The sequence below is a fragment of the Acidimicrobiales bacterium genome, from assembly GCA_041394185.1.
In the GTDB taxonomy this organism is placed as follows: domain Bacteria; phylum Actinomycetota; class Acidimicrobiia; order Acidimicrobiales; family Poriferisodalaceae; genus JAAETH01.
In genome coordinates, this window is the sequence record JAWKIQ010000006.1 from 71,877 (window position 1) to 95,406 (window position 23,530).

General features: G+C 66.0%; 24 protein-coding genes. 16 read left to right on the top strand and 8 right to left on the bottom strand.

Going from position 1 to position 23,530, the window contains the following annotated elements; all coding sequences use genetic code 11:
* The first annotated feature begins 60 nt into the window (after positions 1 to 60).
* On the top strand, positions 61 to 750 hold the full coding sequence (locus R2770_22050; protein MEZ5283150.1) for a response regulator transcription factor: 690 nt from the start codon (positions 61 to 63) through the stop codon (positions 748 to 750).
* Positions 751 to 773: 23 nt separating this feature from the next.
* On the top strand, positions 774 to 2,018 hold the full coding sequence (locus R2770_22055; protein MEZ5283151.1) for a HAMP domain-containing sensor histidine kinase: 1,245 nt from the start codon (positions 774 to 776) through the stop codon (positions 2,016 to 2,018).
* On the opposite strand, the gene R2770_22060 is transcribed toward R2770_22055, so the two are convergent.
* From R2770_22060 to R2770_22090, 7 genes are read right to left on the bottom strand one after another with little or no spacing between them, the layout of a single operon-like run.
* On the bottom strand, positions 1,983 to 2,975 hold the full coding sequence (locus R2770_22060; GenBank protein ID MEZ5283152.1) for a phosphotransferase: 993 nt from the start codon (positions 2,973 to 2,975) through the stop codon (positions 1,983 to 1,985). The genes R2770_22055 and R2770_22060 overlap by 36 nt on opposite strands.
* Positions 2,972 to 4,243: an aminoglycoside phosphotransferase family protein gene (locus R2770_22065; GenBank protein MEZ5283153.1), complete on the bottom strand. Its 1,272-nt coding sequence runs from the start codon at positions 4,241 to 4,243 to the stop codon at positions 2,972 to 2,974. Before R2770_22065 ends, R2770_22060 begins: the two co-directional genes overlap by 4 nt.
* Positions 4,240 to 5,451, bottom strand: a complete 1,212-nt coding sequence (locus R2770_22070) for an ABC transporter ATP-binding protein (protein ID MEZ5283154.1) — start codon at positions 5,449 to 5,451, stop codon at positions 4,240 to 4,242. The genes R2770_22065 and R2770_22070 overlap by 4 nt, the downstream gene beginning before the upstream one ends.
* The gene (locus R2770_22075) at positions 5,451 to 5,975 is read right to left on the bottom strand and encodes an ABC transporter transmembrane domain-containing protein (protein MEZ5283155.1); all 525 of its coding nucleotides are present in this window, start codon (positions 5,973 to 5,975) and stop codon (positions 5,451 to 5,453) included. The genes R2770_22070 and R2770_22075 overlap by 1 nt, the downstream gene beginning before the upstream one ends.
* Positions 5,972 to 7,066, bottom strand: a complete 1,095-nt coding sequence (locus R2770_22080; GenBank protein ID MEZ5283156.1) for a glycosyltransferase family 4 protein — start codon at positions 7,064 to 7,066, stop codon at positions 5,972 to 5,974. The genes R2770_22075 and R2770_22080 overlap by 4 nt, the downstream gene beginning before the upstream one ends.
* Positions 7,063 to 8,298 carry a glycosyltransferase gene (locus R2770_22085; GenBank protein ID MEZ5283157.1) on the bottom strand — a complete coding sequence of 412 codons (1,236 nt, stop codon included), beginning with the start codon at positions 8,296 to 8,298 and terminating at the stop codon, positions 7,063 to 7,065. The genes R2770_22080 and R2770_22085 overlap by 4 nt, the downstream gene beginning before the upstream one ends.
* Positions 8,291 to 9,514, bottom strand: coding sequence for a glycosyltransferase (locus R2770_22090; protein MEZ5283158.1), 1,224 nt, complete (start codon positions 9,512 to 9,514; stop codon positions 8,291 to 8,293). The genes R2770_22085 and R2770_22090 overlap by 8 nt, the downstream gene beginning before the upstream one ends.
* A 243-nt stretch (positions 9,515 to 9,757) precedes the next feature.
* Here R2770_22090 and pdxS point away from each other — a divergent pair, with 243 nt between their 5' ends.
* From pdxS to R2770_22130, 8 genes are all read left to right on the top strand, one after another.
* Positions 9,758 to 10,636, top strand: coding sequence for a pyridoxal 5'-phosphate synthase lyase subunit PdxS (pdxS, locus tag R2770_22095; protein ID MEZ5283159.1), 879 nt, complete (start codon positions 9,758 to 9,760; stop codon positions 10,634 to 10,636).
* 104 nt (positions 10,637 to 10,740) lie between these two features.
* Positions 10,741 to 11,352, top strand: coding sequence for a pyridoxal 5'-phosphate synthase glutaminase subunit PdxT (gene pdxT / locus R2770_22100; GenBank protein MEZ5283160.1), 612 nt, complete (start codon positions 10,741 to 10,743; stop codon positions 11,350 to 11,352).
* A 128-nt stretch (positions 11,353 to 11,480) separates the two neighbouring features.
* Positions 11,481 to 12,233 carry a YebC/PmpR family DNA-binding transcriptional regulator gene (locus tag R2770_22105; protein MEZ5283161.1) on the top strand — a complete coding sequence of 251 codons (753 nt, stop codon included), beginning with the start codon at positions 11,481 to 11,483 and terminating at the stop codon, positions 12,231 to 12,233.
* 20 nt (positions 12,234 to 12,253) lie between these two features.
* A complete protein-coding gene (locus R2770_22110) occupies positions 12,254 to 12,727 on the top strand; it encodes a redoxin domain-containing protein (protein MEZ5283162.1) in 474 nt (157 codons plus the stop codon).
* A gap of 20 nt (positions 12,728 to 12,747) precedes the next feature.
* Positions 12,748 to 13,254 carry a crossover junction endodeoxyribonuclease RuvC gene (gene ruvC, locus R2770_22115; protein ID MEZ5283163.1) on the top strand — a complete coding sequence of 169 codons (507 nt, stop codon included), beginning with the start codon at positions 12,748 to 12,750 and terminating at the stop codon, positions 13,252 to 13,254.
* On the top strand, positions 13,251 to 13,859 hold the full coding sequence (gene ruvA, locus R2770_22120; GenBank protein MEZ5283164.1) for a Holliday junction branch migration protein RuvA: 609 nt from the start codon (positions 13,251 to 13,253) through the stop codon (positions 13,857 to 13,859). Before ruvC ends, ruvA begins: the two co-directional genes overlap by 4 nt.
* 2 nt (positions 13,860 to 13,861) lie before the next feature.
* Positions 13,862 to 14,968, top strand: coding sequence for a Holliday junction branch migration DNA helicase RuvB (gene ruvB / locus R2770_22125; protein MEZ5283165.1), 1,107 nt, complete (start codon positions 13,862 to 13,864; stop codon positions 14,966 to 14,968).
* Complete coding sequence (locus R2770_22130) at positions 14,965 to 15,582, top strand: hypothetical protein (protein ID MEZ5283166.1); 618 nt, start codon at positions 14,965 to 14,967, stop codon at positions 15,580 to 15,582. Before ruvB ends, R2770_22130 begins: the two co-directional genes overlap by 4 nt.
* On the opposite strand, the gene R2770_22135 is transcribed toward R2770_22130, so the two are convergent.
* On the bottom strand, positions 15,579 to 15,854 hold the full coding sequence (locus R2770_22135; protein MEZ5283167.1) for a DUF167 domain-containing protein: 276 nt from the start codon (positions 15,852 to 15,854) through the stop codon (positions 15,579 to 15,581). The genes R2770_22130 and R2770_22135 overlap by 4 nt on opposite strands.
* Before the next feature lie 30 nt (positions 15,855 to 15,884).
* Here R2770_22135 and queA point away from each other — a divergent pair, with 30 nt between their 5' ends.
* The 6 genes from queA to R2770_22165 all read left to right on the top strand — a co-directional run bounded on the left by queA (position 15,885) and on the right by R2770_22165 (position 23,524).
* Positions 15,885 to 16,919, top strand: coding sequence for a tRNA preQ1(34) S-adenosylmethionine ribosyltransferase-isomerase QueA (gene queA, locus R2770_22140; GenBank protein MEZ5283168.1), 1,035 nt, complete (start codon positions 15,885 to 15,887; stop codon positions 16,917 to 16,919).
* Positions 16,906 to 17,991, top strand: a complete 1,086-nt coding sequence (gene tgt / locus R2770_22145; GenBank protein MEZ5283169.1) for a tRNA guanosine(34) transglycosylase Tgt — start codon at positions 16,906 to 16,908, stop codon at positions 17,989 to 17,991. The genes queA and tgt overlap by 14 nt, the downstream gene beginning before the upstream one ends.
* A gap of 32 nt (positions 17,992 to 18,023) precedes the next feature.
* Entirely contained in the window at positions 18,024 to 18,416 is a 393-nt protein-coding gene (locus R2770_22150; GenBank protein MEZ5283170.1) for a preprotein translocase subunit YajC, read from the top strand.
* Positions 18,417 to 18,502: 86 nt separating this feature from the next.
* On the top strand, positions 18,503 to 20,251 hold the full coding sequence (gene secD, locus R2770_22155) for a protein translocase subunit SecD (protein ID MEZ5283171.1): 1,749 nt from the start codon (positions 18,503 to 18,505) through the stop codon (positions 20,249 to 20,251).
* Complete coding sequence (secF, locus tag R2770_22160) at positions 20,248 to 21,294, top strand: protein translocase subunit SecF (protein ID MEZ5283172.1); 1,047 nt, start codon at positions 20,248 to 20,250, stop codon at positions 21,292 to 21,294. Before secD ends, secF begins: the two co-directional genes overlap by 4 nt.
* Before the next feature lie 19 nt (positions 21,295 to 21,313).
* Entirely contained in the window at positions 21,314 to 23,524 is a 2,211-nt protein-coding gene (locus tag R2770_22165; GenBank protein MEZ5283173.1) for a bifunctional (p)ppGpp synthetase/guanosine-3',5'-bis(diphosphate) 3'-pyrophosphohydrolase, read from the top strand.
* Positions 23,525 to 23,530 lie beyond the last annotated feature (6 nt).

The window sequence follows — 23,530 nt, forward strand, 5'->3', positions numbered from 1 at the left end:
GAACCCTAAATGGACCCTAAAGGGCACGCGGGACGGGGTTCGATCTCGTAGCTTCGCACCATGGCATCGGTTTTTGTGGTCGAAGACGACCATCAAATCAGAGGATTGGCAGTGAGGGCGCTGGCTGCGGCTGGTCATGTGGTCAGGGCCGAGTCCTCGGCCATGGCCGCCCTGCAGGGCATTGTCGACAGCGCCCCAGATGTGGTCGTGCTCGACCTCGGCCTGCCGGACATAGACGGAAGCGACCTGTTGCTGATGCTCAGGGCGGTTTCTGAGGTGCCGGTCATCATCGCCACCGCCCGCGATGACGAGAACGAGATCGTCCGTCTGCTTGACGCCGGCGCCGACGAGTACGTCGTGAAGCCATACTCTGGCCCTCAGCTCGAGGCCCGGGTTCGGGCGCTGCTGCGACGAGCGACCATGACAGGCCAGTCGCGCCTCATCGAAGTGGGCGGCATACGTATGGATCTCAGGGCCAGAACTGCTGAGGTCGACGGTCAGCAGGTGACGTTCAACCGCAAGGAGTTCGACCTGCTGGCGTATCTGGCCGAGAACGCAGGGTCGGTGGTGACCCGCGAGGATCTGTATGCCCATGTTTGGCGCGAGCCATATGGCGGCGCCGACAAGACCATCGATGTACACCTCTCGTGGGTGCGTCGGAAGCTGGGCGAGTCCGCTGCCTCCCCCCGCTACCTCCACACCGTCAGAGGGGTCGGTGTGAAGCTCGTCGACCCGGGCGACCAGACGTGAGGCGGCGCCTGATACTGGTTTTCATGGCGGTGTCGACGATGGTGGTCACCGCCTTCATAGTTCCGCTCGGGTTCCTGGTCAGGCACACGGCCGAAGATCGCGCCATCGACGCGGCCCGCTCGGAGGTGTCGGCGGTGGTACCCGTGCTGGCCGCTGGCGCCACCCGCGAGCAGGTGCAGTCGGCGGTGGGTGCGACCAGGGCCGGGGCCGAAGGGCGCTTGGCGGTTCTGACCCCCACCGACTGGTTCATCGGCGAGCCGTTCGCCCTCAGTGCTGCGGTTCAGTCGGCGCGCACCGAAGCGTCGTCATCTCTGGCCGAGACCGAAGGCGGCGTCGAGATGGTGGCGGCGGTGATCACCGGTGCCGAGATGGCCGCAGTGGTCAGGGTCTTCGTCCCTGACGAGGAGCTCTACCGAGGCCAGTGGCGAGCCTGGCTGGCCCTGCTGGGAGTGGGCGTGGCCCTTGTGGCCATCTCCGTTGTAGTCGCCGATCGTTTGGCGGCCTCGGTTGTGCGCCCCACCCAGGCGCTGGCCGGTGCTGCCCGCCGGCTCGGCGAGGGCGACCTGGGTGCAAGCGTCGAGCCTGAGGGCCCAGACGAGCTGGTCGAGCTGGGCACGGCGTTCAACGACCTCGGCTACCAGGTGTCGTCGATGTTGGCTCGGGAGCGAGAGTTGGTCGCCGAGTTGTCGCATCGCCTCCGAACGCCGCTGACCAAGCTGAAGATGCGCGTTGATCAAGTCGGCGACGTGGCCCTGGCCGGGCAGCTTCGCGACGACGTCGATGGGGTCACCCGCGAGGTCAATGCGATCATCTCCGAGGCGCGTGGCCTGCTCGACCGAGACCGGCGCTGCGATGCCACAGCGGTTGTCCGCGAGCGGGCCCTCTATTGGCAGGTTCTGGCCGAAGACCTCGAGCGACCTTGGAAACTGGTCGAGCCGGGCTCGTCGGCTTTTGTCGCGCTGACCGAGTCTGAGCTGTCCGCGGCTCTGAACGTGCTGCTCGAGAACGTATTCAGCCACACTCCCGACGGCGCAGCGGTCGAGGTGGGGGCCGTGGTCGATGGCGCTCGGGTTCGTATCTACGTCGCCGACGGCGGATCGGGGTTCGACTCCAGCTCGATCGAGCGCGGCGTATCTGGCGGCGGTTCCACCGGGCTGGGCCTCGACATCGCTCGCAAGCTGGCCGTCGACGCGGGCGGCGATTTCGCTGTGTCTCCCAGCTCGCTCGGCGGTTCAGAGGTGAGCCTCGACCTGCCCCTCCGGAGCTGACGCTCTGACGAGCATCTCATTCACCAGGGGGCGGCTGCTGGAGCGCAGTCGATACACCCCGGCCAACCGCAGCCAAACGTGCCGCTCACATGCCGCGACCAGCTGGGAATCCAGCTCGGTCCCAACCCCGCTGGCTGCGTACAACCGAAGTCGACGCTTGTCCCCGGCCCCGGCAGCCAGTCCGGCCTGCAGGGCTCTCAAGTGCAGGTGCACGCCCAGGTTGGCGACGTCGTGTTCGCCCAGCCCGGCGCCGGCACCGTCCAGGTCGATCAGGCCCACCCTGCCCTGGCCGGCTAGCAGGATGTTCTTGTCGTGCAGGTCGTTGTGAACGAGGTCGAATCCACCGTCGGGAAGTGTGGGTAACGACTCTGCCACGCTGGCCATTCGGGTGGCCAGCTCGGGGTCGATCCACCCGACGATGGCAACGGCCTCCGACACGTCGGGTCTGGCCGCCGCCGCCAGGCCGACCGCCGTCGCGGTTCGGAGCCGGGCCAGTGCCGAACCGACCTCGTCTATCGCGGCCAGCACCGCCGTTTCGTCCGAACCGCGCATCAAGGCGTGCAGTGACACTCCGGGCACCGCTGCCATCGATACGGCCCCATCCTGGGTTGCCCCTTCGATTCGTGCCACCTGAACCCCGACGGTCTCGAGCAGCTCGGCCGCGCGCTGGTGCCTCAGCACCAGCCGGTTGGCCTTCGAAGGCTTCAGAACTTTGACGAACGAGCCGTTGTGGGTCACCACGGCCCGTCTGGCCACCCGGTAACCGAGCAACCGGGCGCCGCTCTCGAGCAGGGGCGCCAACGCCGGCAGAGTCGGGTCTTGCGTGGGGTCGACCGCGTCGATCTGTGAAGTCTCGGGGTCGAAGCGGCCCCAACGGCCACGCCGGTCGGTCAGCGTCCAGGGTCCGGTGGCGCGGCCCAGGGCGACAGGCCAGCGAATGGTGGGGTCGGTGTTCATCGGCCGACCCTGGCGGCCGGAGCGTCAGCGTGATCGATCGCAAGTTCGAGCAGCTGGGCAACCGTCTGCTCCCATTCGGGTTCTAGGTGGCGCGCCGTCAGCAGCGCCTGCTCGGCCAGCGCCACCGACGTCCACCATCGCAGGGATTGTTGGTCCAGGGCATGGCGGCCGGAGTACGCATCGACGGTTGCAGCGCAGAAGTCGGCCAGTGCCGAGCTGCGACCTGGGCGCACAGCGGCCGAGATGCTCTGGGCCACCAGTGTGCCGAGGTCGGTCTCGGGTCTACCGGGCTGGGCCCTCTCGAGATCGACGAAGGCGTAACCGTCGGCGGTTGCCATGACGTTTTTCAGGTGTAGGTCGCCGTGGATGAGTGTCGGGCAGTACACGTCGTCGGGGACTCTACGACCGAGAGCCCGAGCGAGGCGCAGACCGGGTTCAGCAAAGCTGTGCGACCAGTTCGACAGCACTTGCAGGCCCCCGCAGGTCTTGTTCAGGTCGGCGTGGGCGTGTCTCGCCGTTGGCGTGGTCGGCGATTGGATCGAGTGCAGGTGGGCCAACCTCTCAGCCAGGTCGACCGGTGGCGACAATGGGGTCTGTTCTGCGCCTACCAGCAGGTCGAACAGTTGAACACCGGCCAAGAACTGGTCGATCGACACCCTGTCGTCTTCCAGGGTGGCGACCGTCGATGGGGTGGTCACACCCGCGTCAGCGATCCGTTTCGCGATGTTGGCCAGCTGCTGTGCGCCGGGGCGGGCCGTGTAGCGCAACAGCCAGTCGTGTCGGGCGCCTGAAACGGTTGTGGCCGCGACATGGGCCACCAGCCTCCGCTCGGGCTTGTACCTCAGCACGGTCACGTTGCTCGCCTTGCCCGAGATCAGATCGCCCGCGTCGGTCAACGAAGCGAGCGAGCGCTTGATCTTGCGTGTATCGGTGTACCAGCGCAGCCGGCCCAAGCGCGCGTCGTTGGGCATCAGCCGCAGCACCGCCGAGCCGCCCAGCATGCGCACTCCAGCACCCAATGGTGTGTCTTGCATCCGCCGCGTGCCGGCCTTGGCGAATGCGACCCGTGCTCTGGCCGGGTCTTCGTAGCGCATCACATAGCCATGAGCGACCGAGGGGCCCGAGGTCACCTCGACCGCGATCACGGTGCTTTGTCCCGGCTTGTGGCGGATGTAGGTGGGGCGCACGGCCGTGCCGCCGTGCTGATCGTCTGTGCTCAGTGCGGTCACAGCCAGTTCGAGAGCCTCGTCCACCAGCGGATGGTTCACGACGCTGCCACCGCCAGCACGTTCGGCCCGTGCGTCAGGTGTACGTGATGGGTTGGTCGGAGCTCGGCCAGATCGCCATGGTGCACCACCAGGGTGGTGCGCCCGCTCGAGATGTTGCGAATCGCCTCGCAAACGAGCTGCCTGGCCTCGGGGTCGAGGCCGCTGAGCGGTTCGTCCAGCAGCAGTACCGAAGCATCGCGCACCGCCGCTCTGGCCAACATCAAACGCCGGGCCTGACCGCCAGACAGTGACGTGCCGCTCTCGTCCAGCACGGTGTCGAGACCCTCGGGCATTCTCGCCAAGACGGGTTCGAACAGTGCGGTCTTGGCGGCCTGCATGATCTGCTCGTCGGTCGCGCCGGGGTTCCCGAAGGCGATGTTCTCGCGCACCGTTCCGCCGAACAGTGCCAACTCTTGAGGCACGAAGGCGATTTGGCGCCGATAGTCCTCCAACCTGAGGTCGTCGATGCTGATGCCACCGATCCTGATCTCGCCCTTGGTGGGCCTGTGCAGGCGCAACAGCAGCGACAACAGCGTCGACTTGCCTGTTCCGTTCTCGCCCGTCACTGCGGTGAACGAGCCGTGCGGTATTCGCACCGACAGACCGTCGAGCGATCCCCTGCCGTCTGGATAGCGGTGGTGGAGATCGATCAGGTCGATATGTCCGGCCAGCGACGACACTTCGTGTCCCCGGTGGGGGTCTTCAGCAGGGCGGTCCAGCAGGTCGATTACGCGCAGCGCACAGGCGGTTGCCTTGGCCACCCTTGCGCCCTCTCCGGTGAGCTTGCGAAGGGGCTTGTACATCATCCGGGTATAGGAGATCGCGACGAGCAGCTCGCCCGGCGAGATCAGCCCGGCCCGCACCCGTGAGGCGCCCAGCATCAAGACCAGCGCCACCCCGCCACCGGTGAGGATCTCGGTCAGCCTCGACATCCTGGCCGACTGTTTGGTCGCCGCCATCGTCGATCGTTCAGCGCTGCGGGCGTTGTCGCGGAACGTCTTGGCGGTCAGTTCCTCGGCAGCGAAGGCCTTGATGATGCCGACCTGGCGCAGCGACTCGGCAGCCGACGATGCGATGGCCCCCTCCTTCTTGCGCTGCTTGCCGGCTGCGGCCTTGATCGCCGACGAGCCCTGCTCGACGGTCACCCAAAGCAGAGGCAGCGGCACCAGGGCTGCCAGGAAGAGGCGCCAGTCGACGAGGGCGAACACTACGCCCCTCCGATCAGGGTCGATCCCCTCGACAGCAGGCCGAGCCAGCTGGGAAACAACAGGTCGCGGATCATGTTGACGTCACCCATCACGCGAACCAGCAGGTCGCCAGAGTAGTGACGGTGGTGTTCGTCCAGCTCCATCCGCTGCACGTGTTCGAACACGTCGCTTCTGATTCGCACCGTCGCCTTGCGGCTCACCTTGGCCACGACGAGTTCGAGGCGTTCGTTGGCCAGGCCCATGAGTGTGGGCACAAGCATGGCGAGCGCCGCGAACACGGCTATGGGAGCCAGGGCCACAGAGCTTGCGTCACCGGCGCCGACATCGGCTGCTACCAGCCGATCGATGACCCACGTAACCGGCCATGGGCGCAACAGTTCCAGCCCGGTGACGGCCAGCGACAGCACGATCGCCAGTCCCATCCGCCCAGACTGGCCGGCAAGCGCCGGCTTGAAGGTCTTGAACGCAGTCCTGATGTCTGATGTGGCCGCGGGTCCAAGTGGGCGTCGGCTGGCGACTCTCATCGATTTGCTCCACAGCTCGTCATCGAGTGCTTGTGAACGACGTTGTCGATGGCCTCCAAGGTTCGACGCGCCACCTGGTTCCACGTCATGTCCCGATGGGCCCGAGCCCATCCTCTGGCTCCCAACTCGACGGCCAGACGACGGTCTTCCAGCAACGTCGCGATGGCGGCGACCATCGCATCGTCGTCGGCCGGGTCGCTCAGTAGCCCGCCCGAACCGACGATCTCGGGAATGTCGCCCTGGGCCGTCGCGACGACGGGCAGACCCGCCGCCATGTAGTCGACGACCTTCAGTGGACAGAAATAGAACGGCGTTATCGGCGGGTACGGCGCCAGACCGATTCGGCCTCGTCGCACCATCGCTGACGCATTCTGTGGAGACATGGCTCCGGTGATGGTGACTCGCTCGGCCAGACCGGCCGCCTTGGCCGCTCGCTCGAGATCATCGGCGCCGGGCCCGCCTCCCACGACCAGCAGTGATGCGTGATGGCCGAACGACTCGAGTCCCTTGAGCAGGCCCGGCAGGCGGTCGGCCCCGTGCCACGGCTTGGGGTGGCCCAGGAAGACCAGGTCGTGTGTCTTTGCGGTGATGTCGCCCGAGAACCAGGTTGGCTCGAATCCATTGGAGACGACCTCGGTGGGCCCGTCGCGGTGGAGCGACACCCACCGCGCCAGGTCGCTCGAAACAGCGACTACCAGGTCGGCTTCGGCCAGCAGTTCGCGTTCGGCAACAGCGTGGTGATCTTGCACAGTGTCGGGGCGATGAGCGGAAGCCTCGTCGACCAGCGGGGAGTTGACCTCCAACACGAACATCACGCCGGCGCGGCGTGCAAGCTCGAGGCCGCGGGTGTGCCCCAGCGAGTAACGCTCGTACACGACGTCGGCGCCTGCGACCTCGATGTCGGTCAGGGTTGCGATGTCGCGCACCTCGACCGGGAAAGGCCCGTCGGGGCGTCGGGCGGTGTAGGTGACCACGTGGTGACCCTGGGCTGTCAGACCATCGGCGATTCCTCGCAGGTGCTGGGCCGCGCCCTTGGTGGCTCCGGGGGCGATGCCCTTGTCGGCGCAGAGCTGAAGGACCGTGAGGCTCACGACGCAACCCCCAGCGCTGGACGAGAAGTGGCGACGGCCATCTCGAAGGTCGACACCAGTTGGCCGATCGTCGACGCCCTGTCGAATCGTCGGGTGACCTTGTCTGGGCCCGCGAGCGACATCGACCCCAGAAGGTCGGGATCGTCCAGCAGCCCGTCGATGGCCTCGACGATGGCCGTCAGTTCGGCTTCTACAACCCGACCCTCGACGCCGTCGTCGATGATCTCTGGAATCCCTGCGACCGGTGTGCTCACCGAGGGCAGCCCGGCGGCCAGCGCTTCTATCAGCACGGTCGGCAGGGCGTCTTGGTTGCCGTCGCCGCCGATGCGGCAGGGGGCCACCAGCATGGCGGCGTCGCGCATCAACTCGGCAACCCGCGACTGGTTCACCGACCCCAGGAAGTGCACCCGTCCTGCGACACCAAGGCGTTGGGCCAGAGCCTCCAGCGAAGAACGCTGATCGCCGTCACCTGCGATGACGCACTCGACTTCGGGTCGGCGCTCGGCCAGCAGGGCCACTGCTTCGATCAAGAGGTCGAAGCCCTTCTTCTCGACCAGTCGGCCTACGCCCAGCAGCCGTCCTGTGGTGCGGGCCTCTGGTGCCGAGGGCGGAAGCTGAGGCCCCAGCCCGTTGTATATGCGCACGACGTTGGCGCCCGACCCGTCCAGCCGATGGCTGAGGTACTCGAGGTTGGCATCGCACACCGTGACTACCGCGGCGGCGTCGCCGGCGACGCGTGCGGCCAACTCCCAGTCGACCGTGTGACGGTAGATGTCCTTGGCGTGGGCGGTCACCGAGTAGCTGATGCCGGTCAGCAGGTGCACGATGTGAGCCGTGTGAGCGGCAACTGTGAGGAAGTGGGCGTGGATGTGGTCGACGCCGGTTGCGATTGCCCTGGCCGCCACCTCGATGGCCCCGGTAACGGTCTTGGCCCGCCGTTCCGCGGGAAGCAGTTCAGCGAACGCCAGGGCGTCGTCGAGGCGGTCGAGTCTGAGCCCTGGCAGCCAACGCAGGGTTTCCCACACGGCCGACCTGTCACTGTTCGATGGGTAGCTGACATGGGCTTGCACGTCGGCTACGGCGGGGTGAAACCGGCCTTCTGTGGCATGGCGCAGCGAGTGCACCGACACCTTCACTCCGGCGTTCTCGAGTCCGAGGATCTCGTTCAGGATGAAGGTCTCGGACAACCGCGGGTATTGCTTCGATATGTAGGCGACGTGGATGTCAGACATTGCTTGGAATCCTTCGGTTGGTCGGATGATCGGTGCCCGCAGGGCGGGTGATTTCGCAGCGAGCCGAATCGGCGTGAGCCAGTCCGGTTCGTGCCAGGGCAGTCAGGGCCCCGGCGGCGGTCGCTACCCCGCCTAGATCGATCGAGTGCCGGACGACGGACTCGGTGGCGCAGCTGTCCACGAATCGGGCGATCGTTGCGCTGTCGAGCTGGTCGAGCGGGGTGTGCTGAAGGTCTGATGCGGGGTCGAGCCGCTGGGCTCTGATGGTCTGTTCGAGCCTGGGGAACGAGCGGGGCACCAGCAGCGCTGGCACTCTGGCCGCCAGTTCTTCGGTGACGGTGTTGTAGCCCGCCATCGAGATCACCCCTGCAGCCGAAGCGATCAGCGACCTCATCGAGTCGGTGAACTCGATCAGCTCCACCGACGGCAGGCGATCGGCCTTGGCCATCAGTTCGGCCCGGCGCCTCGACGACAGGAGCGGACCGGTTACCACGACGGTTCGCAGTCCCCGGGTCGCTCCGTCGCCGATCGCTTCGAGGACCGACCGCAGCAGTCCCTGACCGTCACCACCGCCCCCTGGTGTCACCAGGATGAACGGCTCGTCGGTGTGGGCCTCGGGCATGGTCGGCGCGACATACCCGGTGTGGATCACCGGGGTCGACAGCCGCCGCTCGAGTCCCAACTCGCATGCCGTTGTGGTGATGTTCCGATCGCCGTAGACGAGGACCTGGTCGAAGGCCTCCAACCGTTCCCATACGCCGTCGCGATGCCAGTCGGCCGAGACCTTGGCAGCTTCGTCGACTATGTCGCGAAGCCCCAGCACTAGCCTCGGCCGGCCGTGAGCTTCAGCCATCCCGTCGATCAGATCTGTGAGCTCGCCACCCATTCCCAGTGGGGAGTGGTCCACCAGGATCACGTCTGGGCCGAAGCCCTCCACAGCGGCGGCGACGAGGCCGGCTCGCAGCGACACCAGCAGCGAGGTGGGTCCCGACAGCTTGCGGGGGTGGTACGAGCCGGCCTCGTCTTTGGTGACCGAGGGGAGGGTCACCGTGTCGATCCGGTCGCCGAGCCGAAACGACTGGGCTCGGGGCGAACCGGTCACGATCAGCACCTCGTTGTCGTCATCGGCCGCGGTGAGTCCATTGGCGATGAGGGCGCAACGGCGGAAGTGGCCGAGGCCGTAGGTGTCGTGGCTGTGGATCAGGTATCGGGGCACGCACCCACATTGACGATGGCTGTCTTTGAGGGACGGTAGGTGAACCTCAAGCGAAACCTAAACGTTGAAGGAAAGCTCTGGCAGGCTTGCGAGGCGGGTGGTTGGGTGGGGTAGCGACGAGCCGTCGGCGAGGAGCGGCGCAGATAAGTCTGCGAGGTGAGCGCCCGAAGGGCGCGAGCCCGCAGTATCAACACAGCCAATCGGCGTGATGTGGCCTGGGCCAATGTCGCTAAAGTGCCGGGCATGAGCGAAACGGGTACTTATCGCGTCAAGCGGGGTCTGGCCGACATGCTGAAGGGTGGCGTCATCATGGACGTCGTCGACCCCGAGCAGGCGAAAATCGCCGAGGATGCCGGCGCAGTTGCCGTCATGGCCCTCGAGCGGGTTCCTTCCGACATCCGCCGCGACGGTGGCGTGGCCCGCATGAGCGACCCCGAGATGATTCAGGGCATTCAGCAGGCGGTCACCATCCCGGTGATGGCCAAGGTGCGCATCGGCCATTTCGCCGAGGCCCAGGTGTTGCAGTCGCTCGATGTCGACTACATCGACGAGTCCGAGGTTCTGACCCCCGCCGACGAGGCCCATCACGTCGACAAGTGGAACTTCACGGTTCCGTTCGTGTGCGGTGCCACCAATCTGGGTGAGGCGCTGCGCCGCATCTCCGAGGGTGCCTGCATGATCCGCTCCAAGGGCGAGGCCGGCACGGGCAACGTGGTCGAGGCGGTTCGCCATCTGCGCTCGATCCTCGGCGACATGCGCAAGATCACGCAGGCCGATTCGGCCGAGTTGTACGACTGGGCCAAGAAGCTTCAGGCGCCTCATGGCCTCATCGAGGAGATCGCCGAGACCGGCAAGCTGCCGGTTCCGTTGTTCTGTGCCGGCGGTCTGGCCACTCCGGCCGATGCGTCGCTGGTGATGCAGCTGGGTGCTGAGGCTGTGTTCGTCGGTTCGGGCATCTTCAAGAGCGACGATCCGGCACGTCGGGCCAAGGCCATCGTCGAGGCAACTACGCACTACGACGATCCGGCCATCATCGCCAAGGTCAGCACTGGTTTGGGCAGCGCCATGCCGGGCCTCGAAATCGGCAAGCTCGAAACCCGCTTCGACGAGCGAGGCTGGTGACCGAGCCGCCAAGAGGGTCTGCGGCGAGACGAAGGCTCGCAGCGGGCCCGTGGCCCGAGCGGCCCGTTGGCCGCAGGCCAACAGGAGCGGAAGGTGGTCTCTAGGTGACGAGACCCAATTCGGCGAGTCGGGCGCTGACAGTTGCGGTTCTCGGCTTGCAGGGAGCGGCGCGCGAGCATCGTCAGATGGTTGCATCGCTCGGCCACGAAGCGGTCGATGTGCGGCGTCCGGCGCAGCTCGAGGGTGCTGATGCCCTGATCTTGCCCGGAGGCGAGTCGACCACCATGTCGATGCTGCTCGAGTCGAGCGGCCTGTTCGACCCGATCGCAGAATTCGTGGCCTCGGGTGCGCCGGTGTTCGGCACCTGCGCGGGCATGATCTTGTTGGCCGACCAGGTGCTCGACGGGCGTCCCGACCAGCGCTCGTTCGGTGCGCTGCGGCTGTCGGTGAAGCGAAACGGGTTCGGACGCCAGACCGCCAGTTTCGAGGCCGATCTGGACGTAAAGGGCCTCGACTCGCCCTTTCGGGCGGTGTTCATCCGCGCCCCTCTGGTCACCGAGGTCGGCTCCGACGTCGATGTGTTGGCCACGGTCACCGGCGATGACGGCGCTCAGTATCCGGCCTTGTGTCGCAAGGGGCCGATCATGGTCAGTGCGTTCCACCCCGAGCTCACCGACGACGCCCGTCTCCACGAACTGTGGCTTGCATCGGTCTGAACCGCCTCCTTTACAAACACCGGTGTTCAGGCGGCGTCAGAGGCCGCGTATACACCGGTGTTCGGGGTCGATACCGATCGGCGCGGCGGGCTGGCAGAATGGTGCGCTGACGAAGGCGAGGTCAACACGTGTCCGGACATTCCAAATGGGCGACGATCAAGCACAAGAAGGGCGCGGCTGACAAGGCGCGCGGCAAGCTGTTCGCCAAGCTCATCCGGCAGGTCGAGGTAGCGGCTCGCGAAGGTGGCGGTGAGCTCGAGTCCAACGCCACCCTGCGCACCATGTACCAAAAGGCGCGCGACAACAGCGTGCCGCTGGACACCATCGAGCGGGCCATCAAGCGTGGCACCGGCGAACTCGAGGGTGTCACCTACGAACAGGTCACCTACGAGGGCTACGCGCCCCACGGCGTGGCGATCTTCGTCGAGGCCCTCACCGACAACCGCAACCGCACCGGCGCCGAGATCCGCTCGGTGTTCTCGAAATCGGGCGGATCGCTCGCCGAGCCGGGAGCTGTGGCCTGGCAGTTCGATCGCAAGGGTGTGGTCATCGTTCCCGGTGCAGTCGACGAGGACGAGTTGATGATGGCAGCACTCGAGGCCGGCGCCGAAGACGTCGTGCGCGAGGGTGAAGAGTGGCAGGTGCGCACCGAACCCACCGACACCATGGCCGTTCGCGATGCAATCGCCGAGGCGGGTATCGAGGTCACATCGGCCGATCTCACGATGCTGCCCCAGAACACCATCGAGCTGTCCCAGGCAACAGAGGCTCGCTCGGTTCTGAAGGTCATCGACGCCCTCGACGACCACGACGACGTTCAGGGTGTGTATGCAAACCTCGACGTGCCAGACTCGGTGATGGCCGAACTCGAGAACGACTGACGACCCAGACTGGAGCCGTAATGGGCGTTGGCGTCGGAGACGTCGCACCAGACTTCACACTCGCCGGGTACTCGCTGGGCGAGAAACGCAACTTCACCCTGTCCGAGTTCAGGGGTTCGACGGTGGTGCTGGTGTTCTATCCAGCCGACTATTCGCCCGTGTGTACCGTGCAGCTCAACAGCTACAACGACGATCTCAACCAGTTCGTCGAGCTGGGTTCGACGCTGTTGGCCATCAGTCCTCAGGGTGTCGAGCAACACGAGGCGTTCAGCCAGTCGCAGGGTGGCTTCGGCTTCCCGATGCTGGCCGACACCGACAAAGAGGTCGGCGAACTGTACGAGATCATCGGCATGCTGGGCTTGTACCGGCGCTCGATCTTCGTCATCGATCCCGAGGGTGTCATCACCTACGCGCATCGAGCCGTCGCGGGCGTGACCTACCGGCCGGTCGACGAGTTGGTCGAGGCGGTTCGTTCCGGACCCCGCCAGCCCTGAGCCGCGCTACAGTCGAACCTGTGTTCGTTCTAGGAATCGATCCGGGTTTGTCCCGGTGTGGCTATGGCGTTGTCCAGCTCGACGGTCGCCGTCCGGTCGCCAGGGCCATCGGGGTGCTGCGGACGCCACCTTCGGCGTCCACTCCCCAGCGCTTGGCCGGCCTCCAGCTCGAGCTGCGTTCGCTGATAGCCGAATTCTCGCCGTCGGTGGTTGCGATAGAGCGCGTCTTCTTCCAGGTGAACGCCAGCACAGCCATCGGTGTGGCGCAAGCGGCCGGACTCGCCATGGCCGAAGGCGCCGCAGCGGGCGCCGATGTCGTCGAGTACACCCCCAACCAGGTCAAAGAGGCCGTTGCCGGATGGGGTGCCGCTTCGAAAGACCAGATGCAGCGCATGGTGCAATCGCTGCTGGGCCTGGCGTCGCCTCCCCGCCCGGCCGACGCTGCCGACGCGGTGGCGGTGGCCTTGTGTCACATCGCTCATGCTCCGTCGCGTGCGGCTGCTCGAGCCGCTGGGGTGGCGCTGTGATCGGCTCGCTGCGCGGCAAGCTGATCCACCGCGAGCCTCGCATCGGCGAGGCGCTGATCGAGGTGGGCGGCGTCGGTTATCGGGTCACGCTGACCCCCACGGGCCTGGTTTCTCTGGGCGACGTCGGCAGCGACGTCTTTGTGTACGTGCACCACGCGATCCGAGAAGCCGACCAGCACCTCTATGGCTTTGTCGCCATAGACGAGCGGGTTGCCTTCGAGAGCCTGCTCGGCGCTCACGGCGTGGGCCCCGCTCTGGCGCTGGCGGTGTTGGGCGTGCACAGCCCGGCCCAGCTTCGCCTGGTGGTGGCCACCGACGATGTCGACGCTCTGTGCCTGGTGCCAGGGGTGGGCAAGAAGACCGCCGCGCGTCTGTTGATCGAGCTGAAGAACCGCCTCGAGATTCCAGACGACCTCTCGGGTGTGGTGCAGGCGGTTGCCGACTCGCCGAGCACCAAGGGTTCGGTCAAGGGTGATGTTTCGCAGGCCCTGGCCGGCCTGGGTTACAGCAGCGACGAGATCCGCGGTGTGCTCGCCGACCTGCCAGACGAAGGCGACGTTTCCAGCCTGGTTCGTGAGGCTCTGCAGCGGATGGCAACGTTGTGAGCATGGCGTTCACCGACGGCCCCGACGAAGGCTGGGGCCGAGAAGAGTTCTTGGACCACGTCCCTGCCGACCCGGCGGTCGGCCGCGATCCGCTGGTCGACCCCATCGCGGACTTCGACGACGAGCAGATCGAGATCGGTCTTCGGCCCCGACGCCTCGACGACTTCGTTGGTCAGGCCGAGCTCAAGGAGCGGCTGAACATCGTCCTGGAGGCGGCCAAGCGGCGTGGTCAGGCTGCCGACCACCTGCTCTTTGCCGGGCCGCCCGGTCTCGGCAAGACGACCCTGGCCGGAATCATCGCCAACGAGTTGGGCGTCGGCATGCACATCACGTCGGGCCCTGCCATCGAGCGAGCCGGCGACCTGGCGGCCATCCTCACCAAGCTGGGCGAAGGCGATGTGTTGTTCATCGACGAGATCCACCGGTTGCCCAAGGCTGTCGAAGAGGTGCTGTACCCGGCGATGGAGGACTACGAGCTGGTCATCATCATCGGCAAGGGGCCAGCAGCCCAATCGATCCGCCTCGACCTTCCCCGGTTCACCCTGGTGGGCGCCACCACCCGAACGGGCCTCATAGCGGGTCCGCTTCGAGATCGTTTCGGCCTGGTCGAACGCCTCGACTACTACGAGGCCACCGACCTTCAGGCCATCGTCGAACGCGCCTCGGGCATCCTCGGTGTCGCTGTCGACTCGACCGCGGCGTGGGAGATCGCCAGGCGCTCCAGAGGCACTCCCCGAATTGCCAACCGCCTGCTGCGCAGGGTTCGCGACTTTGCCGAGGTAAGGGCTGCGGGCGTCATAAACGCCGCGGTCGCCGACGAAGGTCTGGCCCGTTTCGGCGTCGACGGCCTGGGTCTCGACAAGGTCGACCGTGCCATTCTCGACAACCTCTGCGGCAACTTCGGCGGCGGACCGGTGGGTTTGTCGACCCTGGCGATCAGTGTCGGGGAGCAGCCAGAGACCGTCGAAGACGTGTACGAGCCGTTCCTCATCCAGCAGGGCCTGCTGCAGCGAACCCCTCGCGGTCGGGTGGCCACGGCCGGCGCATACCGACATATGGGTATGGAGCCACCCAGCCGGGCCCAGGAACCGCCCAGCCTCTTCCCATGACATCGGGTGCTGTCGACGTCGTCTGGTACGCGTCGTTTGGTTCGAACCTCAGCCGGGCACGATTCCTGCACTATCTGAAGGGCGGGCGGCTCGAGGGCCAAGACATAGGACATGCCGGGGCGCGCGACCCGTCCGATCCGCTCGACGATCGCATGGGCACCATTGCCCACCAGCTGCGGTTCGGTGGCGAGTCCCGCCGGTGGGGTGGGGGAGTGGCCTTCGTCGACCCGGCTCCGGGCACGGGCCGAGCCATCGTGCGGATGTGGAAGGTCACGGTCCAGCAGTTCTGCGACATCGCAGCACAAGAGAATGGGCTGGCTCCTGGCGAGCTCGAGGTCGACGTGGCCGCGGTCGAACGCCGCGGATGGCTCGATGTCACCGACCGGTGGTACGGACGCATCGTGTCGGGCGGACGCCACGACGGCGTGCCCGTGTTCACCTTCACCTCACCCCAGATCCGCCCGGCCGTCAGGCCTTCGGCGGCATATGCGGGCACCATCCTGGCCGGACTGGCCGAGATGGGGCTGTCGGTCGACGATGCTGTGGCCTACCTGGCCGGCGCACCTGGGGCAGACGCCTGGGATCGCAATGCACTGGCTGCGCTGTTGGTCTAGCCGCGCCTCAGCCGGTCGAGCGTGGCCTCGGTTTCGGACGAGGCGGGTACCTCGATCAGCTTGGTGCGGCTGGTATCGCCCTGCACGATGTCGATCTGGCCTCGGCGCAGTTCGAGTGCCGCGGCAAGAGCAGCCAGCACGGCCTTGTTGGCCTTGCCGTCGACCGCTGGAGCCGCCACGTTCACCCGCAGGGCCGGCCCGGCGGGGCCGTCCCAGGTGCCTCCGACCCCCGGTCGTTTCGAGTTGGGTGTGACGCGTATCCAGAACCTCATGACCAAGCGGCGACGTTAGCCTCGCAGATCGTGTTCATCGCCGAGTTCGACTATGACCTGCCCGAGGGGGCTGTTGCCCAGACCCCGGTCGAGCCGCGCGATCGTGCCCGTCTGTTCGTCGATCGCGGCGCTGGCCGCCCGGCCGATCACATGACGGTCGCCGATCTGGCCGACCAGTTGCACGACGGCGACGTGCTGGTGGTCAACGACACGAGAGTCATCTCGGCACGCCTGGCGCTGCGCAAATCCACGGGGGGAGCGGCCGAGGTCTTCTTGCTGGAGCCAGTGGGCGACGGGTCGTGGCAGGCTCTGATCCGCCCTGCGCGCCGACTGCAGCCTGGCACCAGGTTGACCAGCGACGACGGCAACGTCGTGGTGGTCGTCGGCGATCGCGTCGAAGGCGGGCGCAGCCTGGTGCACATCGAAGTTGGTGGGGCCGCCATCGCCGACGCCGCCCAAGCGGTGGCGCTGGACGGAATAGGCCAAACACCTCTGCCCCCTTACATCACTGCCGAGCTGACCGATCCCAGCCGCTATCAGACCGTGTTCGCCGACCGGCCGGGTTCGGTTGCCGCCCCCACGGCCGGGCTGCACCTCACCGACGACCTGTTGCAGCGCATCGAGCGGCGGGGTGTCGAGATTTGCCGAGTCGAGCTGGTCGTCGGCCTCGACACGTTCCGCCCGGTGATGGTCGACGATCTCGACGACCATGTGATGCACACCGAGGCCTATCGGGTCCCGGCCGAAACCCTGGATGCCTGCAAAGAGGCGCGCCGGGTGGTGGCGGTCGGCACCACATCGGTGCGGGCCCTCGAATCGGCGGCCACCACAGGCGAACTGGCGGGCCGGACCGATCTGTTCATTCGCCGCCCATACGACTGGAAGGTCGTAGACGTTCTGATGACCAATTTCCACATGCCGCGCTCGACGCTGCTGGTGATGATCGATGCATTCATCGGCAGCCGGTGGCGCGACATCTACACCGAAGCGTTGACCGAGGGCTATCGATTCCTCAGCTTCGGCGACGCAATGCTGCTGGAGAGGAACTCCGATGCTGACCTATGAGTTGCTGGCCACCGACGGACAGGCCCGAAGGGGCCGGGTGCACACGTCGAGGGGCACCTATGAAACACCGGTGTTCATGCCGGTGGGCACCAGGGGCGCTGTCATCCACCTCGACGCCCGCGACTATGAAGCCCTGGGCGCCGAGGTGGTTCTTGGCAACACCTATCACCTGATGTTGCGGCCAGGCGCCGATCTGATCGATCAGTTCGGCGGCCTGCACCGCTTCGTCGACTGGGGCGGTCACATGTTGACCGACTCTGGCGGGTTCCAGGTGATGAGCCTGAGCCCGAAGATCGACGACGACGGTGTGACCTTCAGTTCGGTCTACGACGGGGCCAAGGTCCGCCTGACGCCCGAGTCGGCAACCCACATCCAGGAACAGATCGGCGCCGACATTGCGATGGTGCTCGACATCTGCCCAGCGCTGCCGTCGTCTGCCGACGAGGTGCGCAAGGCCATGGAGACCACCCATCGCTGGGCCGAGCGCGCCCGCAACTCTCACTCGCGGGCCGATCAGGCCCAGTTCGGCATCGTTCAAGGCGGCATCGACCCCGACATGCGCGTGCAGTCTGGGCGGGTACTGGCCGACCTCGAGTTCCCCGGTTATGGCATCGGTGGCCTCAGCGTGGGCGAGACCCGAGCCGAGATGTTGCCGGCGCTGGAGGCGGCGTTGTCGGTCTTGCCAACCGACGTTCCCCGGTATCTCATGGGGGTCGGCGACCCCATCTCGATCGTCGAGGCGGTGGCGCTGGGTGTCGACATGTTCGACTGTGTCTTGCCAACCAGGCTGGCCAGGCACGGCACGGTCCTGACATCGCACGGCAGGGTCAACCTCCGAAACGCGAAGTTCGAGCGCTCGACCGACCCCCTGGACGAACGAAACCCGTTCTCCAATCGGTTCGCCGCTGGCTATTTGCGGCACCTGCTGAAGGTCAAAGAACCCACCGCGGGGCGGATTCTGACCCTGCACAACCTCTGGTACCTGTTCGACCTGGTGCAGCGGACGCGCCAGGCCATCGAGGTGGGACGCCTCCAAGACGTGCGCGACGAGGTCGCCCACTACTGGGATTGACCCGCCGTGGCTACCGCTAGCATCGGACCCTCATGGAACTCCTGATTTTCGCCATCCCGATGGTGTTGGTGTGGCTCCTCTTCGTGAGGCCTCAGCAAAAGCGCATGCGCGACCAGCAGTCGCTGACCCAGCGAGCCGGAATCGGCGACGTGGTCATCACCGCCGGTGGCTTCATCGTCACCATCATGGACGAGCACGACCCAGACGACGACTCCAACGGTCTCGCAGCCGACGAGGTGCTCGTCGCCATGTCAGACGACGTCGAGGTGGTGATGCTGCGGCGATCGATCGCCCAGATCCGCGAACGGTGGGACGGCCAGTACGCCGACGGCTCGTTCGCCGAACAGTCTCCGCAAGACGCGGAGTCCGAAGAGTTCGATTCAGGCGCCGCTGATGCGGCCGACGATTCGGCCGACAGAGATTGACACACATCCGCAGGCTCGTTGCGCCATGCTCTGGCGTGCGGATCTGCGCGTAGATCCATTCCCATAACCGACCCGGAGCCACTTTCGTGCGCCGTTCTTACATAGTCAGCCTCGTCGCCACAGTTGTGCTGACCGCAGTTGCGGTCGTCAGCGCGGCGGCAGCGGGCTGGGCACCTCTGCTGGGACTCGACCTACAGGGCGGCGTCGCCGTTACCTACGAGGCCACCGAGACCGCCGACGAGCAAGCCCTCGACCAGGCCATCACCATCATCCGTCAGCGCGTCGACGCCTTGGGCGTCGCCGAGCCCGACATCACCAGGCAGGGCACCACGATCGTGGTCGAGTTGCCAGGTGTCGACGACGCGCAGCGTGCACTGGACCTCGTCGGCCAGACCGCCGAGCTGAGGTTCAGGCCCGTTCTGCAGAGCGTGGTGGCTTCAGACCCGCTGTCGCGACTGCAGATGCAGAGCTTCGTCGAGAGCCTGAACTCGAGCCTCGAAGAGTTCCAGCAGTCGCAGGCCGAGGGCGACACGACGACCACCACGGTCGCCGAGGGCGACGCGACGACCACCACGGTCGCCGAGGGCGATGCGACGACCACCACGGTCGCCGAGTCCGATGAGTCGACCACCACCGAGACGACGGCTACCACCGCGGCGCCAGACACGACGACCACAGTCGCCGAGGGCGACACGACGACCACAGTCGCCGAGGGCGACACGACGACCACAGTCGCGACCGAAGGGGCGGCCGAGGGCGACACCGATGCCTCGACCACGTCGAGCACACCCGAAACCACCACGACCACCGAATTCGACCCGTCAACGGCCCCGACCGTCGACGAGGTCGTCACCCCGCCAGACCAGGACGATCCGACCAAGTATGTGATCCTGCCCTCGTCTGACGGGACTCTGCTGCACCTTCTGCAGCCGGCGGTGTTGACGGGCGAGATCGTCGCCGACGCCAACGCCTCGTTCAACGGGTCGTGGTTCGTGCTGGTCGACATGACCAGCGAGGGCAGCGGAGCCTTCGACGCCATGGCCACCCAGTTCTTCGGCCAGCAGGTAGCCATTGCGCTCGACGGAGTTGTCGAGTCTGCTCCCACCATCAACGCCCGCGAGTTCAACGGCCAGGCCACCATCACGGGCAACTTCACCGAGTCAGAGGCAGAAGACCTGGCCTTGGTCCTGCGCTTCGGCGCACTTCCCGTCGAGCTCGAACCCCAGACCGTGCAAACCGTTTCGGCGACGCTGGGCGAAGACGCCCTGCGCGCGGGTGTGGTGGCGGGCATCGTGGGCCTGATCTTGGTGGCCATCTACATGGTCGCCTACTACCGCCTGCTGGGTGTGGTGGCGATCTCCAGCCTCACCGTGTCTACCGGCATCTTGTGGTTCTTGATCTCGTGGCTCGGAGAGACGCGGGGCCTGGCCCTGTCGCTTTCGGGCGCCGTCGGCATCATCTTGTCGATCGGTGTGGCCGTCGACTCGAACATCGTCTACTACGAGCGAATAAAGGAAGAGGTCCACAGAGGCCGCTCGGTCCGATCGGCGGCCGATGGCAGCTTCAACGGAGCCTTCTCGACCATCGTCAAGGCCGACATGGCGTCGCTCATCGGCGCTTTCATCCTGTTCGTCCTGACCATCGGCGCCGTGCGCGGCTTCGCCCTCTACCTGGGTGTTGCCACCGTCATCGACATGGTCGTGTCCTATGTGTTCATGCGCCCGGCCGTGGTGCTGCTGGCCCGCAAGTTCGCCGCTGACAAACCCGAACGGCTCGGGATAGTGCCCCAGAGGAAATCAGCCGACGCCGACGGCGAAGTGGAGGTCGTCAAGTGAGCATCGTCGGAGATCTCTACAGAGGCGAGAGCCACATCGACTTCGTGTCGCTGGCGAAGAAGCTGTTGCGCGTGTCCATCGGCCTGATGCTGGTGGGCCTGGTGGCGCTGGTCGCCCGTGGCCTCGACCTCGGCATCGAGTTCGAAGGTGGTGTGGTGTGGGAGGTGCCGGCCGACGGTCAGGTCACCGACACCGAGCTGCACGACGTGCTGGCCGAGTTCGGCCAAGACGCCCGGGTGCAGCTGGTCACCGGTGGTTCCGATTTCTGGCGGGTCAGGGCGCAGTCTTCTGACTTCGAGGAGCAAGAGGCCATCACCCAGGCGCTCGCCGAGGCCGCCGATGTGTCGGTCAACGAACTTGGCCGCACCGAGGTTGGCCCCTCTTGGGGCGACAGGGTCACCAGCGAGGCCCAGAAGGCCCTCATCTGGTTCTTCATCATCATCGCCGCCTATATCGCCATACGGTTCACCTGGAAGATGGCACTGGCCGCCCTCATCGCCGTAGTTCACGACATCTTGCTGAGCGTGGGCTTCTATGCCCTGTTCCAGATCGACGTCACCCCGGCCACGGTCATCGCGTTCTTGACCATCATGGGTTATTCGCTCTACGACACACTTGTGGTGTTCGACCGTGTCACCGAGAACACGATCATCGCCGAAAAGGGTCGCCTGACCTACGACGAGATGCTGAACGTGTCTATGAACCAGGTGGTGATGCGCTCGGTCAACACGTCGATCACCTCGACCCTGCCGGTCATGACCATGCTGGTGGTGGGTGCTTGGATCATGGGCGCTGGCGCACTCCAAGAGTTTGCTGTCGCGCTGTTGGTTGGCATCATCGCCGGTGCTTACAGCTCGATGTTCGTCGCGGCTCCGGTCCTGGGCATTCTGCGCAACCGCGAGCCCGAATGGCAACGCCGCGTCGAGCTGGCCCAGCGAGGCGCAACCGCAGGGTCCATCACCGAGGCGCGCAAGGCGCTGTCGGCGTCCCAGTACAACCGTGCCGCGGCACCACGTCCGCGCAAGATGGGGAAGAAGCGCTAGCCGGCGCTAGCGTCTGGTCATGACCGCCACGAGGGTGCTGCCGTGGCGCCGTGACGAGGCGCCCGCCGAGGCTCTCGAGCCTGTGCTCGAGACCTTCTCGACGCGCTGGCCAGGGGTCGACACCGACCTGATCCGTCGCGCATGGGCCACCGCCAACGCGGCCCACGGCAACCAGCGACGCAAGTCGGGCGAGCCCTACATCCTGCACCCTCTCAGCGTGGCCAAAGTGGTCGCAGACCTTGGCCTCGACGACGTCTCGATCGCTGCTGCGTTGCTGCACGATGCCGTCGAGGACACGGGCCTCGAGCTCGACGATGTGCGTTCGGTATTCGGCGAGGAGGTCGCCCACCTGGTCGACGGTGTCACCAAGCTCGATCAGATCAGCTTCGACACGCGCGAGGCGGCTCAGGCAGCCACCATGCGCAAGATGCTGGTGGCGATGGCCAACGACCTGCGGGTGCTCATCATCAAGCTGGCCGATCGTTTGCACAACATGTCGACGATTGCGGCGCTGAGCCCCGAAAAGCAGGCGCGCAAGGCCCGCGAAACCCTCGACATCTACGCACCACTGGCCCACCGGCTGGGCATGCAGGCCATGCGCCAACGCCTCGAAGACCTGTCATTCGCAGCGCTCTATCCCAGGCGTTACGCCGAGATCGACCGGATGGTGGCCGAGCGTACGCCTCGCCAGGATCGCTATGTCGACGACGTGCTCGAGCAGGTCAGGGCTCACCTCGACGACTACGGCATCGAGGCCGGCGTGTACGGCAGGCACAAGCACCTGTGGTCGATCTACGAGAAGATGGCCATGCGCGGCCGCGAGTTCAACGAGATCTTCGACCTCATAGGCATTCGGGTCATCGTCGACTCGAACCGCGATTGTTATGCCGCTCTCGGCATCATCCACGGTCTTTGGAACCCGGTACAAGGGCGCTTCAAGGACTACATCGCGATGCCCAAGTTCAACCTCTACCAGTCGCTGCACACCACGGTGGTGGGGCCGGGAGGCGCCATCATCGAGGTGCAGATCCGCACCGAAGAGCAACACCAGCTGGCCGAGTTCGGTGTTGCGGCTCACTGGCGTTACAAGAGCGGCGACGACAAGGACATGCCCTGGCTCGATCGCATGCTCGACTGGCAGTCAGAGACCGCAGATCCAGACGAGTTCATGGAGAGTCTCAGGGGCGATCTCGAACACGACGAGGTGTTCGTTTTCACACCGAAGGGCGACGTGGTCACCCTGCCGATTGGTGCATCGCCCATCGACTTCGCCTACTCGATCCACACCGACGTGGGCCACACCACCATCGGTGCCAAGGTCAACGGACGCCTGGTGCCCCTCGACCGCCCGCTCGAGTCGGGCGACACGGTCGAGATCTTCACCTCCAAGCTCGATGCCGCCGGCCCATCCCTCGACTGGGTGTCGATGGTGGTCACGCCGCGGGCGCGCAACAAGATCCGCCAATGGTTCGCCCGTGAGCGTCGTGACGACGCCATCGAATCGGGGCGCGAAGCGCTGCTCGACGCTTTGCGTCGCGCCAACCTGCCAACCAACGCCACCCTGGGCAGTGCGGCCCTGTTGGCCATCGGTGAACAGCTCGGGTACTCGGATCTCGAGTCGATCCTGGTCGCGATCGGCAAAAAACACCTGTCGCCCAAGTCGGTGGCCCAGCGTCTGGGACGCGAGCTGCGTAGCCCCGACACCGAACAACAACTGGCTGCCCCTTCGCTGCAGAACCGCACCCGCCGCAAGCGGCGCGAGTCCGGTGTTCACGTCGATGGGTTCGACGACATGCTCGTGAGGGTGGCGCGGTGCTGCAACCCTGTGCCCGGCGACGACATCATGGGATTTGTCACCAGGGGCCGAGGGGTTTCAGTGCACCGCACCGACTGCACCAACGCGGTCGAACTGGCGGCCAGCCAGGGCGGGCGCCTGGTCGATGTCGAGTGGGATTCTGGCTTCGAGGGCAGCTACGTCATGTCCATAGACGTCAAGGCGCTCGACCGCTCGGGCCTGCTGGCCGAGGTCACCCAGGCCATGTCCGACTCGCACGTCAACATCCTCAGCGCCAAGACCCTGACCGGTGGCGACCAGGTCTCGACCATGCATTTCGAGTTCGAATTGGTCGATCCGTCACACCTCGAGATGTTGCTGCGAAAGGTCCGCGCCGTCGATGCCGTGTTCGAGGCATACCGCTCGGTGCCGTCGCAGTCCGACAAGGGCGACTGAAACTCG

Coding starts and splice junctions, on each gene's coding strand:
- pdxS (MEZ5283159.1), top strand. CDS start 9,758: ATGAGCGAAACGGGTACTTATCGCGTCAAGCGGGGTCTGGCCGACATG.
- R2770_22050 (MEZ5283150.1), top strand. CDS start 61: ATGGCATCGGTTTTTGTGGTCGAAGACGACCATCAAATCAGAGGATTG.
- R2770_22110 (MEZ5283162.1), top strand. CDS start 12,254: ATGGGCGTTGGCGTCGGAGACGTCGCACCAGACTTCACACTCGCCGGG.
- R2770_22130 (MEZ5283166.1), top strand. CDS start 14,965: ATGACATCGGGTGCTGTCGACGTCGTCTGGTACGCGTCGTTTGGTTCG.
- tgt (MEZ5283169.1), top strand. CDS start 16,906: ATGCTGACCTATGAGTTGCTGGCCACCGACGGACAGGCCCGAAGGGGC.
- R2770_22055 (MEZ5283151.1), top strand. CDS start 774: ATGGCGGTGTCGACGATGGTGGTCACCGCCTTCATAGTTCCGCTCGGG.
- R2770_22060 (MEZ5283152.1), bottom strand. CDS start 2,975: ATGAACACCGACCCCACCATTCGCTGGCCTGTCGCCCTGGGCCGCGCC.
- R2770_22085 (MEZ5283157.1), bottom strand. CDS start 8,298: ATGTCTGACATCCACGTCGCCTACATATCGAAGCAATACCCGCGGTTG.
- R2770_22135 (MEZ5283167.1), bottom strand. CDS start 15,854: ATGAGGTTCTGGATACGCGTCACACCCAACTCGAAACGACCGGGGGTC.
- R2770_22150 (MEZ5283170.1), top strand. CDS start 18,024: ATGGAACTCCTGATTTTCGCCATCCCGATGGTGTTGGTGTGGCTCCTC.
- R2770_22165 (MEZ5283173.1), top strand. CDS start 21,314: ATGACCGCCACGAGGGTGCTGCCGTGGCGCCGTGACGAGGCGCCCGCC.
- R2770_22075 (MEZ5283155.1), bottom strand. CDS start 5,975: ATGAGAGTCGCCAGCCGACGCCCACTTGGACCCGCGGCCACATCAGAC.
- ruvB (MEZ5283165.1), top strand. CDS start 13,862: ATGGCGTTCACCGACGGCCCCGACGAAGGCTGGGGCCGAGAAGAGTTC.